Annotated in this window: 19 protein-coding genes; 10 read left to right on the top strand and 9 right to left on the bottom strand. The window is 68.5% G+C overall.

Annotated features, from left to right (window positions below; all coding sequences use genetic code 11):
• Window positions 1–35: 35 nt before the first annotated feature.
• A complete protein-coding gene (locus tag ACIBCN_RS31030) occupies window positions 36–941 on the bottom strand; it encodes a sigma-70 family RNA polymerase sigma factor (RefSeq protein WP_396995259.1) in 906 nt (301 codons plus the stop codon).
• Between the two features lie 107 nt (window positions 942–1048).
• Here ACIBCN_RS31030 and ACIBCN_RS31025 point away from each other — a divergent pair, with 107 nt between their 5' ends.
• The 5 genes from ACIBCN_RS31025 (at window position 1049) to ACIBCN_RS31005 (ending at window position 6281) form a co-directional block, all read left to right on the top strand.
• The gene (locus tag ACIBCN_RS31025; RefSeq protein WP_396995258.1) at window positions 1049–1651 is read left to right on the top strand and encodes a GNAT family N-acetyltransferase; all 603 of its coding nucleotides are present in this window, start codon (window positions 1049–1051) and stop codon (window positions 1649–1651) included.
• 102 nt (window positions 1652–1753) lie between these two features.
• Window positions 1754–3412: a DNA repair helicase XPB gene (locus tag ACIBCN_RS31020; protein ID WP_396995257.1), complete on the top strand. Its 1659-nt coding sequence runs from the start codon at window positions 1754–1756 to the stop codon at window positions 3410–3412.
• 41 nt (window positions 3413–3453) lie between these two features.
• A complete protein-coding gene (locus ACIBCN_RS31015) occupies window positions 3454–4122 on the top strand; it encodes a DUF3239 domain-containing protein (RefSeq protein WP_396995256.1) in 669 nt (222 codons plus the stop codon).
• 55 nt (window positions 4123–4177) lie between these two features.
• Window positions 4178–4816, top strand: a complete 639-nt coding sequence (locus tag ACIBCN_RS31010) for a LysE family translocator (RefSeq protein ID WP_396995255.1) — start codon at window positions 4178–4180, stop codon at window positions 4814–4816.
• A 61-nt stretch (window positions 4817–4877) separates the two neighbouring features.
• Window positions 4878–6281, top strand: coding sequence for a M1 family metallopeptidase (locus ACIBCN_RS31005; protein WP_396995254.1), 1404 nt, complete (start codon window positions 4878–4880; stop codon window positions 6279–6281).
• Between the two features lie 38 nt (window positions 6282–6319).
• Here ACIBCN_RS31005 and ACIBCN_RS31000 read toward each other — a convergent pair whose 3' ends face one another.
• A complete protein-coding gene (locus ACIBCN_RS31000; RefSeq protein ID WP_396995253.1) occupies window positions 6320–7138 on the bottom strand; it encodes a hypothetical protein in 819 nt (272 codons plus the stop codon).
• A gap of 301 nt (window positions 7139–7439) precedes the next feature.
• Here ACIBCN_RS31000 and ACIBCN_RS30995 point away from each other — a divergent pair, with 301 nt between their 5' ends.
• Window positions 7440–7958 carry a hypothetical protein gene (locus ACIBCN_RS30995; protein WP_396995252.1) on the top strand — a complete coding sequence of 173 codons (519 nt, stop codon included), beginning with the start codon at window positions 7440–7442 and terminating at the stop codon, window positions 7956–7958.
• Here the strand turns inward: ACIBCN_RS30995 and ACIBCN_RS30990 are convergent, their stop codons facing one another.
• Entirely contained in the window at window positions 7959–10253 is a 2295-nt protein-coding gene (locus ACIBCN_RS30990; protein ID WP_396995251.1) for a helicase-associated domain-containing protein, read from the bottom strand. It lies immediately after the preceding gene.
• Between the two features lie 351 nt (window positions 10254–10604).
• Between ACIBCN_RS30990 and ACIBCN_RS30985 the strand changes: the two genes are divergently transcribed.
• Window positions 10605–10793 (top strand): hypothetical protein, encoded by a 189-nt coding sequence (locus ACIBCN_RS30985; RefSeq protein ID WP_014981540.1) that lies wholly within the window; start codon window positions 10605–10607, stop codon window positions 10791–10793.
• Window positions 10794–10865: 72 nt separating this feature from the next.
• On the opposite strand, the gene ACIBCN_RS30980 is transcribed toward ACIBCN_RS30985, so the two are convergent.
• Together ACIBCN_RS30980 and ACIBCN_RS30975 are read right to left on the bottom strand one after the other, a co-directional pair.
• Window positions 10866–11498 carry a resuscitation-promoting factor Rpf1 domain-containing protein gene (locus ACIBCN_RS30980; RefSeq protein WP_396995250.1) on the bottom strand — a complete coding sequence of 211 codons (633 nt, stop codon included), beginning with the start codon at window positions 11496–11498 and terminating at the stop codon, window positions 10866–10868.
• 453 nt (window positions 11499–11951) lie between these two features.
• On the bottom strand, window positions 11952–12218 hold the full coding sequence (locus tag ACIBCN_RS30975; protein WP_396995249.1) for a hypothetical protein: 267 nt from the start codon (window positions 12216–12218) through the stop codon (window positions 11952–11954).
• Between the two features lie 203 nt (window positions 12219–12421).
• Here ACIBCN_RS30975 and ACIBCN_RS30970 point away from each other — a divergent pair, with 203 nt between their 5' ends.
• Window positions 12422–12853 carry a cold-shock protein gene (locus ACIBCN_RS30970; protein ID WP_396995522.1) on the top strand — a complete coding sequence of 144 codons (432 nt, stop codon included), beginning with the start codon at window positions 12422–12424 and terminating at the stop codon, window positions 12851–12853.
• 208 nt (window positions 12854–13061) lie between these two features.
• On the opposite strand, the gene ACIBCN_RS30965 is transcribed toward ACIBCN_RS30970, so the two are convergent.
• The 3 genes from ACIBCN_RS30965 to ACIBCN_RS30955 form a co-directional block, all read right to left on the bottom strand.
• Window positions 13062–13574 carry a DUF2771 domain-containing protein gene (locus tag ACIBCN_RS30965; protein WP_396995248.1) on the bottom strand — a complete coding sequence of 171 codons (513 nt, stop codon included), beginning with the start codon at window positions 13572–13574 and terminating at the stop codon, window positions 13062–13064.
• A 64-nt stretch (window positions 13575–13638) separates the two neighbouring features.
• Window positions 13639–15597 (bottom strand): MFS transporter, encoded by a 1959-nt coding sequence (locus ACIBCN_RS30960; RefSeq protein WP_396995247.1) that lies wholly within the window; start codon window positions 15595–15597, stop codon window positions 13639–13641.
• 157 nt (window positions 15598–15754) lie between these two features.
• Entirely contained in the window at window positions 15755–16531 is a 777-nt protein-coding gene (locus ACIBCN_RS30955) for a glutaminyl-peptide cyclotransferase (protein WP_396995246.1), read from the bottom strand.
• 17 nt (window positions 16532–16548) lie between these two features.
• Here ACIBCN_RS30955 and ACIBCN_RS30950 point away from each other — a divergent pair, with 17 nt between their 5' ends.
• Window positions 16549–17904, top strand: coding sequence for a DUF3027 domain-containing protein (locus tag ACIBCN_RS30950; protein WP_396995245.1), 1356 nt, complete (start codon window positions 16549–16551; stop codon window positions 17902–17904).
• A gap of 32 nt (window positions 17905–17936) precedes the next feature.
• Complete coding sequence (locus ACIBCN_RS30945; protein ID WP_396995244.1) at window positions 17937–20756, top strand: sacsin N-terminal ATP-binding-like domain-containing protein; 2820 nt, start codon at window positions 17937–17939, stop codon at window positions 20754–20756.
• 38 nt (window positions 20757–20794) lie between these two features.
• Here ACIBCN_RS30945 and ACIBCN_RS30940 read toward each other — a convergent pair whose 3' ends face one another.
• Window positions 20795–21409, bottom strand: a complete 615-nt coding sequence (locus ACIBCN_RS30940) for a TetR/AcrR family transcriptional regulator (RefSeq protein ID WP_396995243.1) — start codon at window positions 21407–21409, stop codon at window positions 20795–20797.
• Window positions 21410–21439: the final 30 nt, after the last annotated feature.

Raw genomic sequence — 21439 nt, 5'->3', positions numbered from 1 at the left:
CACCCTGATGGCGGGCCCGCCGGGTCGCGGCGGGCTCAGCCCAGTCGAATGCCGGTCAACTTGGCCGGATTCGCGAGATCGTAAGTGCCCCAAACCAGTCCGTCGCGGATGGTGAAACCCATCACCCGGGGTGGATGTCCGTAGCCCGCGGTGACCACGAGGCCGAGTTGTCCGTTGACCGAGGCGAATTCGTAGTTGTAGGCGGGGTCGACGTCGGTGCCGTCCAGTCCGTACTTGCGCACGAGACCCAGGTAGAAGCGCGCGATCCGGTCCGCGCCGCGCAGCACGTTCACCGCGGTGGACGTGGTGCCGTCGGCATCGCCGATCGCCATCGAATCCGGGTGCAGCGCGGCGGTCACCGCGCCGACGTCACCGGAGCGCAGCGCGGTCAGGAAGCGCTGCACCGCGGCCTCGTGCTCGGCGTCCGGCACCGGCGGCGGGGTATCCGCGACGGCCTTGCGGGCCCGGACCGCGAGCTGGCGCGCGGCCTCGATCGAGACGTCGAGGATCTCGGCGATCTCGCCGAACGGCACCGAAAGCCCTTCGTGCAGTACGAAAGCCACTCGCTGCGGCGGGGTCAGGCTGTCCAGTACCACCATGGCCGCGAGGCGGTATTCCTGCTTGCGGACCACCGTCTCCAGCGGGTCCGGCGTGCTCGACGGCGTGCGACCGGTGACCACCGGCTCCGGCAGCCATTGGCCCACATAGGTTTCCCGGCGCACCGCGGCACTGCGCAAGCGGTCCAGGCAGATTCGGCTCACCACCGTCGTCAACCAGGCGCGCGGGTCGTCGATCTCGGATTGGTGGGCACCGGCCAGTCGCAGCCAGCTCTCCTGCACCGCGTCCTCGGCGTCGCCGACGCTGCCCGTCAGCCGATACGCGACCGAGAGCAGATGCGCTCGATGTGATTCGAACAATCCGGCAAGCAGAGCGGCAACCATCAGGGAGATTCTACGATCTCCCGGCCGGTCGGTTTACCACGGTGCCGGCGGCCGGGAGCGCGGGAAACCCGATGCTCGGGCCGGGTGATTCGTGACAACATGACTCGATGGACGCACACGCGCTGTCGAACGGAACGGTCTGGCTGTCTATCCCCACCGCGGCGGACGTCGACGCCATCACCCGGTGTTGCCAGGATCCGTCCATCGGCGAGTGGGTGACCATTCCGGTGCCCTACACCCGCGACAACGCCCAGACCTTCGTCGACGACATCGTCCGCCCCGGCTGGGCGGGCCACAGCCCGACCTGGGGGCTGCGCCTGTCCGAGGGCGGTCAGGTCGTCGGCATGATCGGCCTCGGTGAGCGCGACGAGTCCTCGGCCGAGATCGGCTTCTGGCTCGCCTCCGGCGCCCGCTCTCGCGGCCTGATGACCCAGGCGGTGAACCTGGTCTGCGACTACGGCTTCCGGCCGAGCGGCTTGGCGCTGCGGCGGATCAGCTGGCGCGCCTTCGTCGGCAACTACCCGTCCGCCGCCGTGGCCCGCCGGGCCGGTTTCCGCTACGAGGGCATGTCCCGCCAAGGCAGTCTGCAGCGCGGCCGCAGCCGCGACCACTGGCTTGCCGCCCGCCTGCCCACCGACCCGCCCGGCCCCGCCGACGGCTGGCCCGCGGAGTTCGACCGCGCGCTGCAACGAGCACCCGAACCCCGCTGAGCCGACCCGATCGACCGGCAATTGTCGTGGTCAGGGGACCGGCCGTGCCGGGCTGTCGGGGGTCTCAGGAAGAATGGTCCGGAATCGATGCGAGGAGGGGCTGTGACGGACGGTCCGCTGATTGTGCAGAGCGACAAGACGCTGCTGTTGGAGGTCGACCACGAGTTGGCCGACGCGGCGCGGCAGGCCATCGCGCCGTTCGCCGAGTTGGAGCGCGCGCCCGAGCATGTGCACACCTATCGGGTCACGCCGCTGGCGCTGTGGAACGCGCGGGCGGCGGGGCACGACGCCGAGCAGGTGGTAGACGCGCTGGTCAGCTTCTCCCGCTACGCGGTGCCGCAGCCGTTGCTGGTGGACATCGTCGACACGATGGCGCGGTATGGGCGATTACAGCTGGTCAAGCATCCGGCGCACGGCCTGGTGCTGGTGAGCCTGGACCGCGCGGTGCTCGAGGAGGTGCTGCGGCACAAGAAGCTCGCACCGATGTTCGGGGCCAGGCTCGACGACGACACGGTGATCGTGCACGGCTCCGAGCGCGGCCGGATCAAGCAGATGCTGCTGAAGATCGGCTGGCCCGCCGAAGACCTGGCCGGGTACGTCGACGGCGAAGCGCATCCGATCGACCTGGACTACACCGACGACAAGTGGCACCTGCGCGACTACCAGCAGCTGGCCGCCGACTCGTTCTGGGCGGGCGGGTCCGGCGTCGTGGTGCTGCCGTGCGGCGCGGGCAAGACGATGGTCGGCGCCGCCGCCATGGCGAAGGCCAAGGCGACCACGCTGATCCTGGTCACCAACACCGTCGCGGGCCGGCAGTGGCGCCGCGAGCTGCTCGCGCGCACCTCGCTGACCGAGGAGGAGATCGGCGAGTACTCCGGCGAGCGCAAGGAGATCCGCCCGGTCACCATCGCCACCTACCAGGTGATCACCCGCCGCACCAAGGGCGAATACAAGCACCTCGAGCTGTTCGACAGCCGCGACTGGGGCCTGGTCATCTACGACGAGGTGCACCTGCTGCCCGCGCCGGTCTTCCGGATGACCGCCGATCTGCAGTCGCGCCGCCGCCTCGGCCTCACCGCGACCCTGGTCCGCGAGGACGGCCGCGAGGGCGACGTGTTCTCGCTGATCGGCCCGAAGCGCTACGACGCGCCGTGGAAAGACATCGAGGCGCAGGGCTGGATCGCCCCCGCCGAGTGCATCGAGGTGCGGGTCACGCTCACCGACGCCGAGCGGATGTCCTACGCCACCGCGGAGCCCGAGGAACGCTACAAGCTGTGCTCCACCGCGCGCACGAAAATCCCCGTGGTCCAGTCGATCCTGGCCAAGCACGCCGACGCGCCGACCCTGGTGATCGGCGCCTACCTCGACCAGCTGGACGAGCTCGGTGTCGCGCTGAACGCCCCGGTGATCCAGGGTTCGACGAAAACCAAAGAGCGCGAAGAACTCTTCGAGGCGTTCCGGCAGGGCGAGATCCCGGTGCTGGTGGTGAGCAAGGTGGCCAACTTCTCCATCGACCTGCCGGAAGCATCGGTCGCCGTGCAGGTTTCGGGTACCTTCGGCTCCCGTCAGGAGGAGGCGCAGCGCCTCGGCAGGCTGCTGCGGCCGAAACACGATGGTGGCCAAGCCCATTTCTACTCGGTGGTGGCCCGAGACACCCTCGACGCCGAATACGCGGCGCACCGCCAGCGTTTTCTGGCCGAACAGGGGTATGCCTACCGCATCATGGACGCCGACGACCTGCTCGGCCCGCCCATCGGATAAGTGGAGGCATGTTCTCCGCAAACTGTGCTAGGAATAGGAACGTGCGACGCTTCGAATTCCCGGTCGACCGCAAGCATGCCCGCGCGGTCAACGAAGTCTTCGCCGACCAGCGTCGACTCCGCATCATGGCCATCGCCGCCGCGATCATCGCGACGGCGGGCGCGGCGTTTTTGATCTACCTCGATCACCCGTGGGCCTACCTGCTGACCATCGCCTTCATCCTCGGCGCGGTGGTGTCGCTGTGGGTGGCCTTCTGGACGGCGCGGCACGCCAGCATCGACAAGCTCTACACCGACGGCGAGCTGGTGCCCGCGGTGGTGTCGGAGACCTATCCGTCGAGTGTGGTCCTGCTCGCCCTGGTCGATGTGGCCAAGCCCGGCGCCACCGACTCGCGCTACGCGCTGGTGATCCGGCGGGTCCGCGCGCTGCCCGGCCACGAGATGGCGGCGGGGGAGCGGGTGCCCTCGGTCGCGGTGCGCACCGACCGGGCGCCGCGACAGGTCGGCGAGCGCTGGCAGTCGGTCAGCGCCATGCCGATCGCGTGGGGCACCACCGACGCGGCGGTCATCGACCGAGCCAGGGACACCATCAGCGACGCCGAATGGCGTTTGCTCACCGATAATCTCGCGCTCACCGACAAGGTCCGGCGCGCGCCCGCCAAGCGCCTGCTACTCGATCCGCACCAGCTGCCAGGCGATCTCGGCTCTTGAGTCCGGTGGTCTCATCACGCCTTATTCGGGTTGCGTCGCCGCATAGACTCCGGTGATGGTTCCGATGTCCAACCTGCTGGCGTTTCTCGCCGCGGCGACCGTGCTCATCATCGTCCCCGGGCCCGGTGTGCTGTTCACCATCGGGCGCGCGCTCACCCTCGGCAGGCGGGCCGCGCTGCTGTCGGTGATCGGGCACTGCGCCGGTGTCTTCGTCGCGCTGCTACTCGTCGCGGTGGGGCTCGGCACGTTGCTGATGGCCTCGTCGCTCGCGCTCACCGTGATCAAGTTCGCCGGCGCGCTGTACCTGATGTACATCGGGGTGCAGGCATTTCGCGAACGCAAATCGCTGCTCGACGCGCTCGGTGCCAGGGTCGAGCCTGCGCCGGATGCCAAGGTGCTGCGGCAGAGCGTCGTCGTCGGGCTGACCAACCCGAAGGCGATCATCTTCTTCGCGGCGATCCTGCCGCATTTCGCCGATCCCGCCGCCGGCTCGCTGCCGCTGCAATTCCTGATCCTCGGCTCGATCTTCCTGGCCGTCGCGATGGTCTCGGACAGTGCGTGGGCGCTGCTCGCGTCCTCGGCGCGCACCTGGTTCGCCCGCTCGCCGCGCAGGCTCGAGGCGGTCGGCGGGGCAGGCGGGATGATGATCGTCGGGCTCGGCGCGTCGGTGGCGCTGTCCGGAAGCGCCGACTGAACCGACTAGCATCCATCGAGGTTGGTACGGCTGTACCGACAGTCAGAGGGGCGGTTGTCGAATGAGGTTGTCCGGCTGGATGTGTGCCGCGGTGGTCGGCGCGCTCGTCACCGCATCGGGGCCCGCCGCGGCCGACCCGCCGCCCGATCCGTTCACCGGATCGTCCGGGCTCGGCGACCCGTACTACCCGCAGGACGGCAACGGCGGCTACGACGCCCGCCACTACGACGTCACCATCGACTACGACCCGCCGAGCCACCAGCTCACCGGGACGACCCGGATCGACGCCGTCGCCACCCAGGCGTTGCGCGCGTTCAACCTGGATTTCGCCGGGCCGCAAGTGCGCACGGTGTCGGTGAACAACCTGCCCGCCGCGTTCGACCGCAACGGCGAGCACGAGCTCACCGTCACGCCGACGGTGCCGCTGCTGCCCGGACTTCCGTTCACGGTGACCGTGGATTACGCGGGCATCGCCGAGAACACCGAAGGCAACGGCTGGACGTACGCGCCGAGCGGCGGCGCCTTCGCCGCGGGCGAGCCGCACTCCGCGACCAGCTGGTACCCGCTCAACGACACCCCGCTGGACAAGGCCACCTTCGCGCTGCACGCGACCGTCCCCGCGGAATGGGAGGTCGTCTCCAACGGCCTGCGCACCCAGGACGAGGTGCAAGGCGAGCGGCGGACCGTCAGCTGGGCGGCGAGTCAGCCGGTGGTCGGCTATCTGACCACCATCGCGATCGACAAGTTCAGCTTCCTGGACCAGCGGCGCGCCAACGGCACCCCGCTGATCAGTGCCTTCGCCCCGCAGGCGGAACGGAACCGGGAAACCGAGCAGCGCCTGCCGGAGATCCTCGACTTCATCGAAAGCCTGTACGGCCCTTACCCGTTCGAGTCCTCCGGCGGCATCTACGTGGACGCCGACATCATGTTCTCGCTGGAAACCCAGACCCGCCCGATCTACGCGCCGTGGACGGACCTGCCCACCGCGGTGCACGAGATCACCCACCAGTGGTGGGGCGATTCGGTATCGGTGCGCCAGTGGTCCGACGTCTGCCTGAACGAATGCTTCGCCAGCTACACCGCCGACTACCTCTGGCCGGAGCAGAAGGAAGGCTTGGACGTAGACGCGGAATACCGGCAGACCATCCAGAAGTACCAGGGCAACAGCGAGTTCTGGCAGATCCCGCTGGCAAACCCCGGCGCCGGAACAGAATTCACCTCCGTCTACTACCGCGGCCCCCTCTTCCTGCACGCGCTACGCAGACAACTCGGCGACCCCGCATTCTTCGCAGCGGTCCGAGACTTCAACGCGAGCCACGCATACGCAAACGCATCCATGCCGGAATTCCGCACGTTCATCCAGTCGAAGTCACCAGCAAACCTGACCGCCTTCTTCGACGCCTGGCTCAACCAAACCACGCCCCCACCCGACGAGTACCTCTACCCCGGCACCCTGCGCAGCTGACCCCGACATCGACGCGCAGGTCCGGACGCGGCGGGTGGTTATTCGCCGTCGACGCGCTCGCGTGCGCGGTCGACCCATCGTTCGGCTCGGTCGAGTTGCTTTTGGGCGGAACGTAATTGATCTTGAGCCGTGCGTTCGGACGTGCGGGTGAACTGGCGCTCTTGTTCGGCCTGGGCGAGTGCTTCTTTCAACTCGGCGATCCGAGAGTCGATGTCGCCCAGCTGATCTGCTGCGCGCTCGGCCTCCTCGCGGGCGGAATCCCTTGCCGCACGAGCGGATTCGCGAGCCGCCAACGCGTCATCCAGTTCCTGACGCGGGTTGTCCTCCGCAGGGTCGGCGGCGGGTTCGGGTGCCTGGTCTTCGACCGCGACCAAGCCGGGGCCTGCGGGGCCGAAGCCGTCATAGGTCGCCGCGGTGGTCAAGGTCCCCGAGTGCACCTGCTCGGCAACGCCCGGATCGGCCAGCGCCGCGTTCAACGTCTGCCCGACTTCGCGCAGCACACCCTCGCTCACCGGATGCTCATGCTCGGCCGCCAGCACGCCCGCCTTCTTGGCCAGTGCGATGACCGCCTGCTGGCGCTGCCCCGTGAGGCTGCGCAGCTCGCTGCCGGACAGTTTCCGCTGCGCTGAGCGCAGTGCCGCACCCAGTTGCAGCAGCGCCGCCACGTCGTCGGACGCCTCGCGGGCCAGCAGGTTCACCGTCCACGCGGTGACCGTCGGTTTGCGGAGTTTGCCGATCGCGGTCGCCAGTGCCTTGTCGCCCGCGTCCTTGGCCTTTTCGACCTCGGCCGTGCGGGCGGCGACGAACTCGCTCGGAGCGAGTCCGTACAGGTCGCGGGCCACGTCGTCCAGCGTCATACTGGCCAAGCGTAACGACTCGGTCTGCCGGAGCGAAAGAACCCACGTGCTGGACGAATGTCCACTTTATGGGTAATACGCGAAAGGCATTGCTGGTGAACTCTTTTGGATTCCAATTGCTCGGCCGTCTGCTTCCGAGCATCCTCGGATTCGCCCTCCTCGGCATGTGGAGCACCTGGTAGTCCGCGCTGCCCACGCAATTCGATATCACCCGTAGCGCTGATGCGGCCGCACTCGGCGTCCGGGTATTCTCACCGCGTTCGCGAGCGGCGTGAATGTGTTCGGTGAGAGAGGTTTTCAGGTGAAGTTTCCAGGAGCGAGGCTGCTGGCACGCGTGGTGCTTGCCCTCGTCGCGGTGGCGGCGGTAATCGTCACGGTCGTCGGGTGTTCGTCGGCCAAGGAGGACAGCAAGTCCGGCTCGGCCAAGGTCGGTGACTGCATCATCAAGGGTGCCTCGGCCGAAGCCAAGACGGAGACGGCCGACTGCTCGTCGGACAAGGCCGTCTACAAGATCGCGCAGACCTCCGACAAGAAGGTGGACTGCGCGACCGATTACACCGGGTACCAGGCGAACCTGGCCGACGGCAGCAGCGCGTACCTGTGCCTGGCGCCCAATTTCAAGCAGGGCAGCTGCTACAACGAAACCAGCAGCACCGCCGTCAAGAACGTGGACTGCGGGTCCACCGAGGCCACCTTCAAGGTGGTGAAGCGGATCGACGGCGAGGCCGACGAGCTGCTGTGCGGGGCCGAAGCGGACAGCTTCCGCCTCATCTCCGAGGCGCCGAAGACCACCTTCTGCCTCGCCAAGCCCAAGGCCTGATCATTCCAGCAGGGCGACCGACGCGATCCGGTGCAGCGTGAAGTGCCGGATCGCGCCCGTCACCGGGTCGAGCGCGTCGAGCTGGCCGTTGCCGACCTTGAGCGGTTCCACCACGCGCTGCGTCGCGACACCGGACGCGTCGACGTAGCCGATGTTGACCGAGCGCCGCACCCGCGCCGCCAGTTGCAGCAGGGCCAGCGTCGCCGCGGTATTGGTGCGGGTGCCGTCCATCCGCACCGACTGCCCGGAGCGTGCGCTGGTGGCGCGTTCGGCCGCGCGCAGCTCGGTGACCAGCAGCTCCAGCTGTTCGGTGCTCGGCGGCGTCGGTCGCCACGGCGGCCTGGCATTGGGCCGGGCCGAGATTCGCGCGCCGCGCTGCCGCAGATCAACGATGATGCCCGCCGAATCCTCGCCGGCCGGCGCGAAACCGGCCGCGCGGAGTTGCTCGAGCACCTCGCCGAGCGGCGCCTGGGCGATCGCCACCGTCGGCGCGATGGCGCGCAGCGCGAGTGTCCCCGCGACCGGCGCGGCCAGCACCTGAGCGAGCAGCGCCGGGTCGTCGCTGCGCAGGAACGATCGCGCCATCCCGGCGCGCAGCTGCCCGTGCCTGCGGGCGACATCATCGATCAGGTAGGTCAGCGCCTGCGGAATCGGGGTCCGCGAATGCTTCGTGAACAGGGCGTGCAATTCGGCGGCGGTGAGCCCGGCATCGAGCGCGCGCCGCACCGACGTCTCGCCGATGCGGTAAACCGTTGCCGCACCGGCGGATTCGACGTCGGCGACCAGTTCGATGCGCTGCTGCAGATCCGCGGTGAGCGGGCCGGGGGCGATGACCGTCAGGTCCGCCTGGACCAGTACGTGATCGACCGGCGCGGGCAGCGCCGACTCCATGGCCGCCTCGGCATCGGCGGCGCTGGTCGGCGTGCCGTGCAGCAGCGCACGGACCGGCGAGCCGAGCGCGCCGCGGCCGACGAAGCCGAGCGCTTCGGCCTCGCTGAGGGTCTGTTCCACCGCCTCCAGCCGGAAGTGCCTGCGCCAGCGCGGTTGCCGCCAGGCCAGCACGCGGCCGATATCGGCGGGGGTGAGGGCGTTGCCGGACGGATATTCGGCGAGCAGCCCGAGGATGGCGTGCCGGTCGCGTGGCGCGTGCGGGGTGCGCAGCTCCAGCGAGAGGGCCGCGAGGGGTTTGTCATTGGCGTCGCGCAGGCCGATCATCCATGGCATCCGGTCCAATTCGAGCCAGGCGAGCGCGAGGACGGTCCAGCGCCGGGCTAGCGGCGCCTCCAGCCAAGCGTCGATCGCGGGGGTCGGCGCCCAGAAATCGTCGGTCGAATCGACCTCCGGCGGCGGGTCCGGCAAACCCTTCTCGATCAGTCGCGCGGCGGCCAGCAGCTCGACCAGCAAACCCGCCCTCGGCTCGTCGATGCCGGTCTGTTTGGCGATGCGGCGCAACTCCCGCACGCCGAGACCGCCCGCGCGCAAAGCGGGTGCGGGCGCCTGACCCAGGATGTCCAGGATCGCGGCACAGTGCCGGAGCAGTTCGCCCACTTCGCCCGCGGCGACGGCGTTCACGTCGGCGGAAGTCTGTTTCTTCGGCTTCGGGGCAGGCGGCGTCAGCGCGTGCGGATGCGTCACCGGCTCGTTGCGCAGCACCTGGCCGACGGTGACGGGCAGTTCCACCGTCTCGTCGTCGATCCGGTTCAACAGCCTGCGGGCGAGTAGCTGCTGGACCGGGCGGTCGGCCGGGGTGCCCGGCGCGGCGTCCCTGGTGCGTCCGCGCGGGCCGGTGGTGGCCAGCTTGTCGAGCAGTGCGCGGGCGGCCGAGGTGAGTTCGGGCAGCGCGTCGCGGACCTCGGGTTCGGTGAGCGAATCGGGGATCTCGGTGGTGCTCCCGATCGGCCACGGCAGCGCCTCGACCGCGGCCGTGATCAGGTGCAGCCCATCGTCGCTGGTCCACACCAGTGCGCGCGCGGTCAATCGATCGATCGCGGCGTCGATAGCGGCGGCCGACACGCGTTCTCTCAACTGCACGTGCAACTCGGCGCGGGTCAGCGGAGCGCCGTTGCTTTCGGTCCGCGTCACCCCGTGCACCGCAAGGGTTTCCAGGATCGCGAAATCGAGAGTGTCCAGGTCATCGGTGGCGCGCAGCACCGAGGCGCGCTGCTCGGCCCGCGCGGCCAGCACGGCCATCGACGCGGGCAGCGGCACAGCCAGATCAGGCCGGAGTTCGAGCAGCGTGACCAGTTGGGCATCACTACGTGCACCGAGCCATCCGGCAAGGGAGGTCGCGGTCATCCGATCCAGCGTACGGTCTCGGTGGAACGCACGCTGGTGCGGAGCCGTGAGCGCATCGGAGAACGGCGTGACAACTGGTTTCTGAGGCACATGGGTAACTCGTGGGGTACTAGCTAACTTGCTAACCGTCCTGCCACCGGCCGCCAACGCTGCCGGTGCGTTACCTAGGTCTGGCCTTAAGTCTCGGAGAGGCGGGGGAGCGTTACCCATGTGCTCCCGAGATCAGTCGTTGCGTCTCAATCCGATCCTTCAGCGTAGTAGACGCAGGCCTTCTGCCGCCGTTCGGAGATAGGGCGGTCGGAACAGCAGCGGCAAAGTTGCTCAATGGGCTGCGCATGCCAGAATGGGATCGTGGTGAACAAATCGAAGAAACCTTATGTCGACAACGGCTGGCCGAAGGTCGCCGATGGTGACCACGCGGTCACCGAGCTCTCGTCGACCCGTTCCGGTGGGCTCTCGCCGTACGGTGAGGACACCGAGTTTCCGGTCCCGGCGGATCAGCTGCCTTACATGCACCCGAACACGGTGATCAACCGCTGATTTCCGGACGGAAAGTCCGCAGATACGACTAAGGCCCCGCATCCGAGGATGCGGGGCCTTAGTCGTGAGTAATCAGGAAGGCAGCAGACCCTTGTTCGCCTCGTAGAAGTTCACGATGGCGGGATCGAGCTTGGTGTTGCTCGCCTTGGCGGCGTTGAAGAAATCGAAGGCTTCCTTGGGCACCTGGACGCCCTGGCCCTGAACGACCTCGAGTGCGCGGTCGACGGCTGTGAAGACCTGCTGGGTGCTGTCCGGCGCGGCCTGAGCGGCCTGCGGCGCGGGCGCGGGGTTCCAGCGCGGGGAGTCGTTGGTGGCAGGCGCGGTGCGCTGGGTGGGCGCGCTGCTCAGACCCAGTTTGGAGGAGCAGCTCGGCCAGGCGCCCCAACCTTGGGAGGCCAGGACCTTCTCGGCCACGGCGATCTGCTGCTCACGGGTGGCCTGGTTGGCGCTGGCCGCGTACTCGCCGCCGCCATGGGCCTTCCAGGTGCTCGGGGAGAACTGCAGTCCACCTTGGAAACTGTTGCCGGTATCGATGCCCCAGTTACCGCCGGCCTCACACTGCGCGAGGCGATCCCAGTCGGAGTCGGGTGCCGCGCTGGCGGTGCCAGCGAGGGCTACACCCGCGGTCCCCATGATCGCACCGGTCACGGCAACCTTGGCTACCGTGCGACCGGTGGAGCTTGGCTTGCGATGGCGTCCACTCATATCGGGTTCGTCTTCCTCTCGACGCACCTGCGAGGTCATCGGTCGGGCTGGACTGAGAGGTCGTCATGCCCGCCCTCGCCCCTACGTTTCCGTCGGGTTTCCGGGTCCCGCGGGGCGAGGTTCGGTGCGGCGGGCCGGTGTGTGCCGGTTGTCCCGGCTCGCTAAGAACGGTACGACGATCGGCGGGAAAAATCACCATTTGGTAACCGGCGTGTACGAGCGGGTCTCGGTGCGGTCTCGGGCCGCGGGCGGGCCCTTCGTTGCAGCTAGGAGAGGTGCGTTCCGGCCGGTGCCCGGCCGTCACCGGTCCGTGACCTCTCCGTTATGTGACGAGGATCACAACCGGGATTTGGTAACGACAGACTCGGGTAACCCGTTCGCAGCGCACCGGTGACCTTCAGGCCAGATCGGCGACAATCGCCAGGTCGGATCACCAAGTGACCACCAGGTCGATCAGCGGGAACGCCGACCTGAACGCAAGGCGAAGAACACCGCCACCAGGAACCCCAGCGGTGCGAGCATCGCGGCGAAATAGAGCCACAGCCCCGGTGATCCATCGGACAGCACCGGGATCAGAAAGATCGCGACGATCGCCAGCAATCCCAGCGCGAACAGTGCGAGCGCGACCTGTAGCAACCAGTCACCCGGCTTGCGCTGCCCGCCCCCGGTCGACGAGGGATCGGCGTCGTGCGGCGGCGGTGGAACGGAAGGGTTCGTCACCGGACGACCGTAAAACTGATGTGCTTGCGTTATAGGCACCGGGGTAGACTCGAAAGGCAAGCGCGTCCCGCATCACTGCTGGGCGCGTTCTTTTCGCAAACAGACGAGGATCTGTGCGCGGCGTTGTGCCGCAGCGGGTTCCGTGTCCAGATGTGCTCGGGCCGGTGCGGTTCGAGTTTTTCGATGATGAACGGGTGAGCGCAGTGCCGACCGGCAGGGTGAAGTGGTACGACGTCGAAAAGGGCTTCGGCTTCCTTTCCCAGGACGAGGGTGAGGACGTCTACGTCCGTTCGTCCGCATTGCCCGATGGTGTCGAAGGACTCAAGCCGGGGCAACGCGTCGAATTCGGCATGGCCGCCGGCCGCCGTGGACCGCAGGCGCTGAGCCTGAAGCTGCTCGAGGCCCCGCCGTCGGTTCGGCAGGGCCAGGAGCGTCAAGAACGCGAACGCGTCCGCAAGGAGCCCATCGCCCGCAAGCACACGCCGGACGAACTGCACGGGATGGTCGAAGACATGATCACCCTGCTCGAGGCGACGGTACAGCCGGACCTGCGCAAGGGCCGCTACCCGGATCGCAAGACAGCGCAACGCATTTCAGAGGTCGTCCGCGCGGTCGCGCGCGAACTCGACCACTGAATTTTTGGCCGCGCGGGCGCGGCGTGTTCGCGGCCCCCGGGTGTCTCGCGTCCGAGCTGTCGAGACTCGTGCCTGCGGCACATGCGCTTCGACAGCTCGGACGCGATTACGGGCCGCGAACGGCGCTCGCAAAACTCGCGCTGTGCGTGCTTGGCTTGTCGAGTGACGTCGCGAGTTGGTCGTACACCCTCAGCGTCGGTCGTACGTCCTAAGCGGCGGTGCTGATCGACCAGGCTGCGTGCGGGAGGTAGAACTCCTTGCCCGTGTCCTTGTCTCTGGCCAGGATCGGCAGTTGTAGCTCGACTCCGACTAGGCGCAGGTCCGGTTCCGGGTGTGAGTCGATGGAGACGGCCAGCGCGCCCGCCGCGAAGTCGGCGTGGCTGATCACTCGGTCGATGCGGTCGCCGTTGGGCAGCGCGTAGACCAGCTGCGCCAGCCATGGCGCGTCCGCGATCTGCTTCGGCAGCGACAGCTGCAGCGGGTAGTCCTTGGGCACGTCGAGGGCGACGGTCTGCCCGTAGCGGCAGTCCTCCATCCGCACGGAGCAGTAGACGTACGGCGTGACATTCACCGTCTTGCCGTGCGCGTAGGCGGTGATCACCGGGTCGTGTTTCTCCGCGTCGCGCACCAGCACCACCAGGACGCCGACGAAGGCGACGGTGACCACTAGTAGCGCCGCAACGAGCACTGCGCCGATCGCACGAGGGCTGAGCTTGGTCACACCGCCACCTCGCGGACGCTCGGCTCCGCCGTGAGCACAGCTGGTGTGTCGATGGTTCGCTCGCTCACTGGCTGGGATCTCCTATTCCTGGTTGGATACGGGTCGTTTCGCCGCCGCTCGTCCCCGGTCGACGGTATGCGTTCGAAGTCTGTGGCATCGGCCGGGTCGTGGGAACTTCCTGTTCCGCGTGTTGCGGACGATTTCCGCCGAGGCCGGGCAGCAGCGAATGGCCGCGGTAACTGACGAAGGTCTGCACGAGCCCGACCACGAGTATCGCGGTGACCAGCGCGAAACCCTTCCAATAGTCGGTCGGCATCAGCACACCCGCCGCGCCGCCGACGACCCAGCTGAGCTGCAGCACGGTCTCCGAGCGGCCGAAACCGGACGCGATCGACTCGGGCGGCAGATCGTCCTGGATCGAGGCGTCCAGCGACACCTTCGCCAGCGCGCTGGTGCACGACGCGACCAGGGCGGCCAGCGCGGCACCGAGCAGATTGTTGGCGAACGTCGCGAACAGCGCGACCAGCGTGCAGGCCGCGGTGCAGCCGAGCACGATCAGCGTCGGCTTGCCGAGCTTGAGCCGGGCTCCGGTGGCATTGCCGGTGAAGTTGCCGAGCGCGGCGGCCGCGCCGATCACCCCGAGCATGGCGGCCTGCTGGGCCGGGCGGTGCTCGGTGGCCTTGGCCACGAACGCGACATAGAAGGTGAGGAACCCGGTCAGTACCCGGATGGCGCTGTTGCCCCACAGCGAGGTCACCACCGAGCGGCCGAGTGGCTGCCTGCGTTTGCGCGGCGGCGTCGCGGACTCTTTGTCCGGCGAGAGCACCTCGGTGGGCGCGTGATAGCTCAGCGTGGCGGGCACCTCACCCTCGGTGACCTCGACCCAGGACGGGATCCGCAGGCTGAGATAGGTTCCGGCACAGGCGATCACCGCCGCGAAGATCAGCGCGCCGCTGGAGCCCGCGATGGCGGCGGCCAGTGCGGCGATCGCACCCGCGCCCATGGTGCCGCCGACCAACCCGAACACGGTGAGCCGAGAGTTGGTGCGCACCAGGTCGATATCGGGCGGCAGCACGCGTGGCGTCACCGCGCTCTTGAGTACCGAGAACGATTTACTGCCGATCAGCATGCACAGCGCGAGCGGATACAGTGCCCAGCTGTCGAATTCGAGGATCAGCACCACCGCGACCACGGCGCGCAACGCGAACGAGGTGGCGAGCGCCACCCGGCGCCCGTGCTGCAGCCGGTCGAGCATCGGACCGATCAGCGGCGCGATCACCGCGAACGGCGCGATGGTGATCAGCAGGTACAGCGCGACTTTCGTCTTGCTCTCCGCGGTGGCGCTGGCGAAGAACAGGGTGTTGGCCAGCGAGACGGCGACCGCGGCGTCGAGGGCGAAGTTCGCCATCGTCGCGTAGGTCAGTGCGGTGAGGCCGGATTTGTCCGCACCGTCGGCCTTCGCCGCGCGCTGGAAGGTGGCGATGCCTTTTTCGGTCAGCTGGCGGCCGCGCATGGCGGCGACCCGGGTAACCGTAAGTTTGCGTGGAACACGTTGGGTGTCAGGCGGAACGGGGGCTTCGCCGGCGGCGGCGTCCGGTTGCTCGGGGAGCGGCGCGGTGGGCGGCGGGATCGCGGCCTTCGGTTCCGGGCGCGGCGGTTCCGGGTGACGCGGCGGTTCCGGACGATGCGGGAAGACGCGGCGCGGCGCAGTGGGGTCCGCCGGATCGGGCGCGTGCTCGTCGGGGCGGGCTCCCCAGCGTGGGGCGCCGTGCCGACGGGTCTTGGCATCCGCCGGATCGGGCGTGGGGTGCCGACGGGTTTCCGCCTCGGACGGGTCGGGTGGGCCTGCGCGCCGGGCTGCTTGGTCGAGCCGGTCGGGGTCCAACGGCGGTAGCGGCCTGCGCCCGGACGGCGTGTTGGGCGGCGGATATCGGTCGAAACCGGGGTGCCGTCCGATCGGCGGATACTCCTCGCCGTCCCACCGATCACGGTCGGGACCGGAAGGTTCGCGGGGAGTAGTCACATCATCAATTCTGTCGTACTTCGGTGCTGGGCGTTCACTCGCTCTCGAAGGTGTCGGCGGATGGTGACGTTCATCGCGTCGTGGACGGCGGTGCATGTCCCTGGACTTCCCCGCACAGCGAATCGCATGCGAATCGGTGTGCGGAAAGTCACGGCGATCAGGCGGGCACGAAGCGGACCTCGAAGGTGGTCGGCCAGTTCTTACCGGCCAGCAGGAACCGGTCGGTGCCGGGCATCTGGGCGATCCCGTTGAGCGTGTCCTCACCCGTCGGGATGAGCGTCCTCGGCAGCAGGCCTGCCGCGTTGATCACCGCCAGCACCTCGCCGGTGTCGGGGTCGATGTGCAGGATGCGGTCGCTCGGCCAGTCGTTGGCGTACACCGAACCGTCCTCGGCACAATCGAGTTCGTTGAGCCGCGAAGTCGGGCGGCTGGTGAGCCGGATCGAGCCGGTCGGCGCGAAGGTGACCGGATCGCGGAAGGTGAGGGTGTCGGAGCCGTTGCTCATCACCAGCTGCCCGTTGCGGGTGCAGAGCCCCCAGCCCTCGCCGTCGTAGGACACGCGGCGGACTTCGGCAAGCGTGTGCGGGTCCCTGGCGAAGGCGGTGTGGTCCTGCCAGGTCAGCTGCCACAGGATGTCCCCGGCCAGGGTCAGCCCCTCGCCGAAGTACGGCGCGGGGAGATCGACCCTGGCTAGTTCTTCGCCCGTGTCGCGGTTCGTGGCCCGCACACTCGACGCGCCCGACAGCCCGGTGCCTTCGTAGAGCACATTGCCATCGATTTCCAGGCCCTGGGTGAACGCGTGTGGATCGTGCGAACGGGTGGCCACGACCTCGACATTCATCGCGGGCGACGTGTCTTGCGCGGCCCCACACCCGCTGAAGATGACCAGACCGACCAGCACACCGATGGCCAACGTCCGCCGATTGCGTTTCATACGGCAAAATGTAGGCCGTGAGCGCAGTTTCTGTTTCTGAGTCCGGTGTCAGGCCGATTCTGGCCGATGCCGTCGATCTGGCCCGCCGTGCGCTCCTGGAGTTGGAACCAGCCGGAGTCGGGGCGCATCTCGGCGTGGCTACCGAGGACGACAGCGCGGCAACCCACCGCTTCGAGGCCACCCTGCCCGGCTATCGCGGCTGGCAGTGGGCGGTCGTCGTGGCGGCCCCACCGGAGGCCGACTATGCGACGGTGAGCGAGTCGGCGTTGCTGCCTGGGCCGGATGCCCTGGTCGCGCCCGACTTCGTGCCATGGGACCAGCGGATCAGGCCCGGCGATCTGGCGCCGGGCGATCTGCTCGCCCCGCGGCTGAACGACCCGCGCCTGGTGCCCGGTTACGTCGCCAACGGCGACCCGGCCGTCGACGAGGTAGCACTGGAGATCGGCCTCGGCCGCACCCAGGTGCTGAGTCTGGAAGGGCGCGAGGAAGCCGCCGAACGCTGGCACGCCGAGTTCGGCCCCGAGGCCGACATGGCCAAGGCGGCACCGTCCACCTGTGGCCTGTGCGGCTTCTACCTCCCGCTCGCCGGTTCCCTGCGCGCCGCCTTCGGTGTCTGCGGCAACGCCATGGGTGCCGACGGACACGTCGTGCACGCCGCCTACGGCTGCGGTGCCCACTCCGACACGGTGGCCCCCACCGGCGGTGGTTCGCCGCTCTACGAGGCATTCGACGACGCGGCCGTGGAAATGATCCCGGCCGAAGCGCCGGTCGCACCGGTCGAGGTCGCGTCGGCTGAGGTGGCAGCGGCAACGGCTGCCGATGCGTCGGCTGCCGAGACCGTGTCGAATGCCGAAACCGCTGTTGCTGAAGCCGAATCGGCGGACGCGGCAGTTGTAGCGGCCGCAAGCGCCGCACCGACTGTGGAAGCATCCGACGTTGTTCTCCCTGATGCCGCACCGAGCGCGGCGGTGCAGGTCGGCGACGAAGGCGGCGCTGCCATCGCGGGCACCGGAACTGCTTCGGACGGTGCCGCCGTTACGGGTCCCGAGCCCAGCGTCGAGGTTGTGGCCGAGCCGAGTGTGGAAGAAGCCGTACTCGCCGATAGTGATGACTCTGTTGTTGCCCCGAGTGCTGATGCGCACGCAGGCGACGAGAGTGCTTCTGCCCCAGTGGGTACCGAAATGCCTTCGGCGGATGCGGGCCAGGTCGACACCGATGAGGCGACGGCCGACGTAGCGGACAGTGGCGCGGAAGCTGGTGTGACTGCTGACGGCACTGCCGAAGCCGGTGCGGATGCCGTGCAGGCGTCCTCCGGTGCCGAGCAGGTCGTTGACGGCGAGGCCGGGGCGGTCGAGTCATCTCCGCAGAGCTGACCGAGACGGCCGATCCGTTCGGCACCTCGGCGTTGCGGGCGGGAGTTCTTGCCGCGTGGCGTGATTCGCCGACTCGGTTGCGCGAGGACGCGGCGACCGAGGCGGATCTGGTGCGCGCCGGTTACCGTGATCGGCTGCTGACCGAGCTGGCCCAGAACGCGGCGGATGCCGCCGCCAAGGCCGGCGTCGCGGGCCGGTTGGTGGTCCGGCTCGTCGGCGACGCGTTGCATGTCGCCAATACCGGTGCGCCGCTGGAGCTCTCCGGCGTGCACGCGCTCACCGCGCTGCGCGCATCCGGAAAGTCGGATGGCACCGACGTCGGCCGGTTCGGTGTCGGCTTCACCGCGGTGCTGTCGGTCAGCGACGAGGTCGAACTGCGTTCCGCCACCGGCTCGCTCGTGTTCTCCCGCGACCTGACCTGGGATGCGCTGCGGCAGCACAACATCCAGATCCCCAGCAGTCCCACCGAGGACCCGGCGGACGGTTTCGTGCCGCCGGTGCTGCGGATGGTCTGGCCGTCCGATACCGCGCCGGTGGACGGCTTCGACACCGAGGTGGTGCTGCGCCTGCGGCCGGACGTGGATGCCGCCGCACTGCTCGCCGGTATGCACGCGGAAGCCATCGATCTGCTGCTGGAGCTGCCCGCACTGCGGCGTATCACCATCGAGACCGCGGAATTCACCAGCACCACCACCGATCTCGGCAACGACCTGCGAGAGATCCGCGTCGACGGTCCCGACAACGCGCACCGGACCTGGTGGCAGTACCGCGCACCGCGCGCCCGCTGGCTGCTCCCGATCCGCAACGGCAGGCCCACCGCCGCCGCCCCGGATGTACTGCGCGCACCGACCCGCTCCGACGAGGAACTGTCTCTCCCGGCGCTGCTGATCGCCGACGTCGCCATGCAGCCGGACCGCCGTCGCCTGCTCCCCGGCGCCCGCCTCGCCGAATTGGCCACCGGCTACGCGGATTTCGCCCGCGCCCTGCCACCCCGCGACCGCCTCGTCCTGGTCCCCACGCCCGCGTTCGCCCGCAGCGAGGCCGACGGCCTGCTCCGCGAAGCCCTCATCCGGGAGCTCCAGACGCACGCCTGGCTGCCGATCGTCGCCACGCATCCAGTGACGGCCGATGCGCGCGATCAAGCGGCTGGCGACGCAGCTGCGGGCCTGTACGACCCCGCGCCGCAACCCGGCTCGCCCCCGGTCGACGTCGCCGTGCCGACGCGGGCGAGCGCGCTCACCGGGCTGACCGAGGAATTGGCGCGGCTGCTCGATGATGTGGTCGGGCCGTTGGTGATTCCGGAGTTGTCCGCGACCGGGCAGGCCGAGGCTTTGGGTGTGCTCGATGTGCATCGGCTCGGGTTGGCGCGACTGGCGGAGTTGTCCACCGGGCTGGAGCGCACGCCGCACTGGTGGTATTCGCTGTATGCGGCGCTGGAGCCGTTCGTGGTGGATCCGTTGGCCGCCGAAGAGCTTGGGGCGCTTGCGGTTCCGCTGGCGGACGGGCGGTTGGTCACCGGTCCGCGGACGACGGTGCTCGATGATCAGCTCGAGGTCGCGATTCCGGTGCATTGGGCGAGGTTGGTCCATCCGGCGGCGGCGCATCCGTTGCTGGCCCGGCTCGGCGCCCGTTCAGCGACCGCCGAAGATCTGTTGAGCGAACCCGATTTACGTGCTGAGCTCGAAGATCACCCGGACGACGCGGACACCATCGACGCAGTCCTCCGCTTGGCCGTGCTCGCCGATCCGACCGCGCTCCCGTCCTGGCTCAGCCTGATCGAATTGCCCGACGTAGCCGGCGAATTGCGCCCGGCCGACGAGCTGCTGCTGCCCGACGCGCCACTGCGCGAGCTGCTGGTCGAGGATTCACCGTTCAGTGCGATCGATCCCGCCGTGGTGGCAGGCTATGGCGCGCAAGCGCTGCGGGCCATCGGCGTGGGCTGGGACTTCACCGTGGTCACCGAGGCCGATCCGACCGGCCCGGATCACGATCTGGACGACGAGGACCGCTGGTGGTCGACGCTGTCGGACGACCCGCCGGAGTTCGCCGCGATCCGTGACCTCGATCTGGTGGACGACGCCGCGTGGCCGGAGGCGCTGTGGCAGTTGGCTTCCGCGCCGCGCACCCGCCGCCTGCTCACCGATCGCAACGGTTACACCGCGTGGTGGTTGCGCACCAACGCGCGCATCGACGGCACCCCCCTCGGCCTGATGCGCCACCCATCGGACACCGAATTCGCTGAGCTACTGCCGACATTCGCGGTGCCCGGCCTCGCCGACGACGCCACCGCGATGCGCGCCATCCTGGCCGACTCCGCCGTGATCACCCCCGAGTTGGCCGCAGCCCTGCTCAACGCCCTTGCCGATCCGTCGAAATCGCCTACCCCCGAGGTGGTTTCGCGTACGCACGCAACCTTGGCCGCCGCTGTGGCCGCCGAACTCCTGGAGCTCACCGACCTCGACCTGCCCGACCGGGTGCGCGCGCTGTCCGGCGACGTGATCGATCCGGCCCAGGCCCTCGTTCTCGATCAGCCCTGGTTCGGTCTGGCCCTGCCCCCGAATCGCTTGGTAGCCGGCGACATCGATACCGCCTCCGCCTTGGCGACCCTGCTCGACCTTCCCCTGGTCTCCGAGTCGGTCACCGCCGAAATCCTGACCCCCGGCCGCCGTACCACCTGGTCCGCCGAGCCGCTGGGAGTCGTACTGCGGCAACTGTTCTCGCTGCCTCGGCAGGTGGGCGACCTGGTACTGCACGACGACCTGACGGTCCGCCTGCACGGCGCGATCGAAACCACCGCCTCGGTTCCCTGGTGGCGCGACGGTGACACCGTGCACGTCCGGACGCCGCACTAGCCGACCGGCGAATCCGCCTGTACCGCAGCGGCAAACCGCTAAGCGGCGTACTCGGCGATCATCTGGCTGAGCAGATCCAACTGCGACCGCACACTCTCACTGTCGTTGTCCACCAGCCACCGCAGCACCACCCCGTCGATCACATTCAGCGTGAATCGGCTCAACGACCGCAGCGGAACCGACCACTGGTTCGCGGTCGCGTCGCGCGCGTGTTCCAGGATGTCGGCGACGGTGGAGTCGTTGAAGTTGTACTGCTCGCGGGCGATCGCGAGTTTCGCCGGAGTTTGCTCACCCTCGCGCAGTGCGTAAGTGGTGGTTTCGTAAGTGAGCAGTTGACGTTCCGGAGTGGCCTCTATGTTGAGCCACATCAGTTCCAGTCCTGCCCGGATCAATTTTTGAAGTGCTTCTTTTCCACTTCCGACGTCTTGCCATACCGTTTCATTGGCGTCGACAGAATCACGTAATTCCATCGACAACGCCTTGACCAGCTCGGTCATCAGCGCGTCCTTGTTTTCGAAACAGTAATGCACCACACCAAGGGAGACGCCCGCCGCTTGGGCGACATCGCGCGTGGTCACGCCCGCAACGCCCTTTTTTTCGGCAAGACCGATAGCGGCCTCGATAAGGTGGGCCCGTCTTTCTTCGACGCTCAATCGGGAGGACACCCCAGGGAGTTAAGCGCC

This window comes from Nocardia sp. NPDC051052, assembly GCF_044456045.1.
GTDB lineage: Bacteria > Actinomycetota > Actinomycetes > Mycobacteriales > Mycobacteriaceae > Nocardia.
Note: the sequence above shows the minus strand (reverse complement) of the source record. Positions and strands in the feature narration are given on the sequence as shown.

Bases quoted from the DNA above. Each gene is read 5' to 3' on its own strand.
- ACIBCN_RS30990 (WP_396995251.1), bottom strand. From the start codon at position 10,253: ATGACCGCGACCTCCCTTGCCGGATGGCTCGGTGCACGTAGTGATGCC.
- ACIBCN_RS30955 (WP_396995246.1), bottom strand. From the start codon at position 16,531: ATGAAACGCAATCGGCGGACGTTGGCCATCGGTGTGCTGGTCGGTCTG.
- ACIBCN_RS30980 (WP_396995250.1), bottom strand. From the start codon at position 11,498: ATGAGTGGACGCCATCGCAAGCCAAGCTCCACCGGTCGCACGGTAGCC.
- ACIBCN_RS31010 (WP_396995255.1), top strand. From the start codon at position 4,178: ATGGTTCCGATGTCCAACCTGCTGGCGTTTCTCGCCGCGGCGACCGTG.
- ACIBCN_RS31000 (WP_396995253.1), bottom strand. From the start codon at position 7,138: ATGACGCTGGACGACGTGGCCCGCGACCTGTACGGACTCGCTCCGAGC.
- ACIBCN_RS31030 (WP_396995259.1), bottom strand. From the start codon at position 941: ATGGTTGCCGCTCTGCTTGCCGGATTGTTCGAATCACATCGAGCGCAT.
- ACIBCN_RS31025 (WP_396995258.1), top strand. From the start codon at position 1,049: ATGGACGCACACGCGCTGTCGAACGGAACGGTCTGGCTGTCTATCCCC.
- ACIBCN_RS31005 (WP_396995254.1), top strand. From the start codon at position 4,878: ATGAGGTTGTCCGGCTGGATGTGTGCCGCGGTGGTCGGCGCGCTCGTC.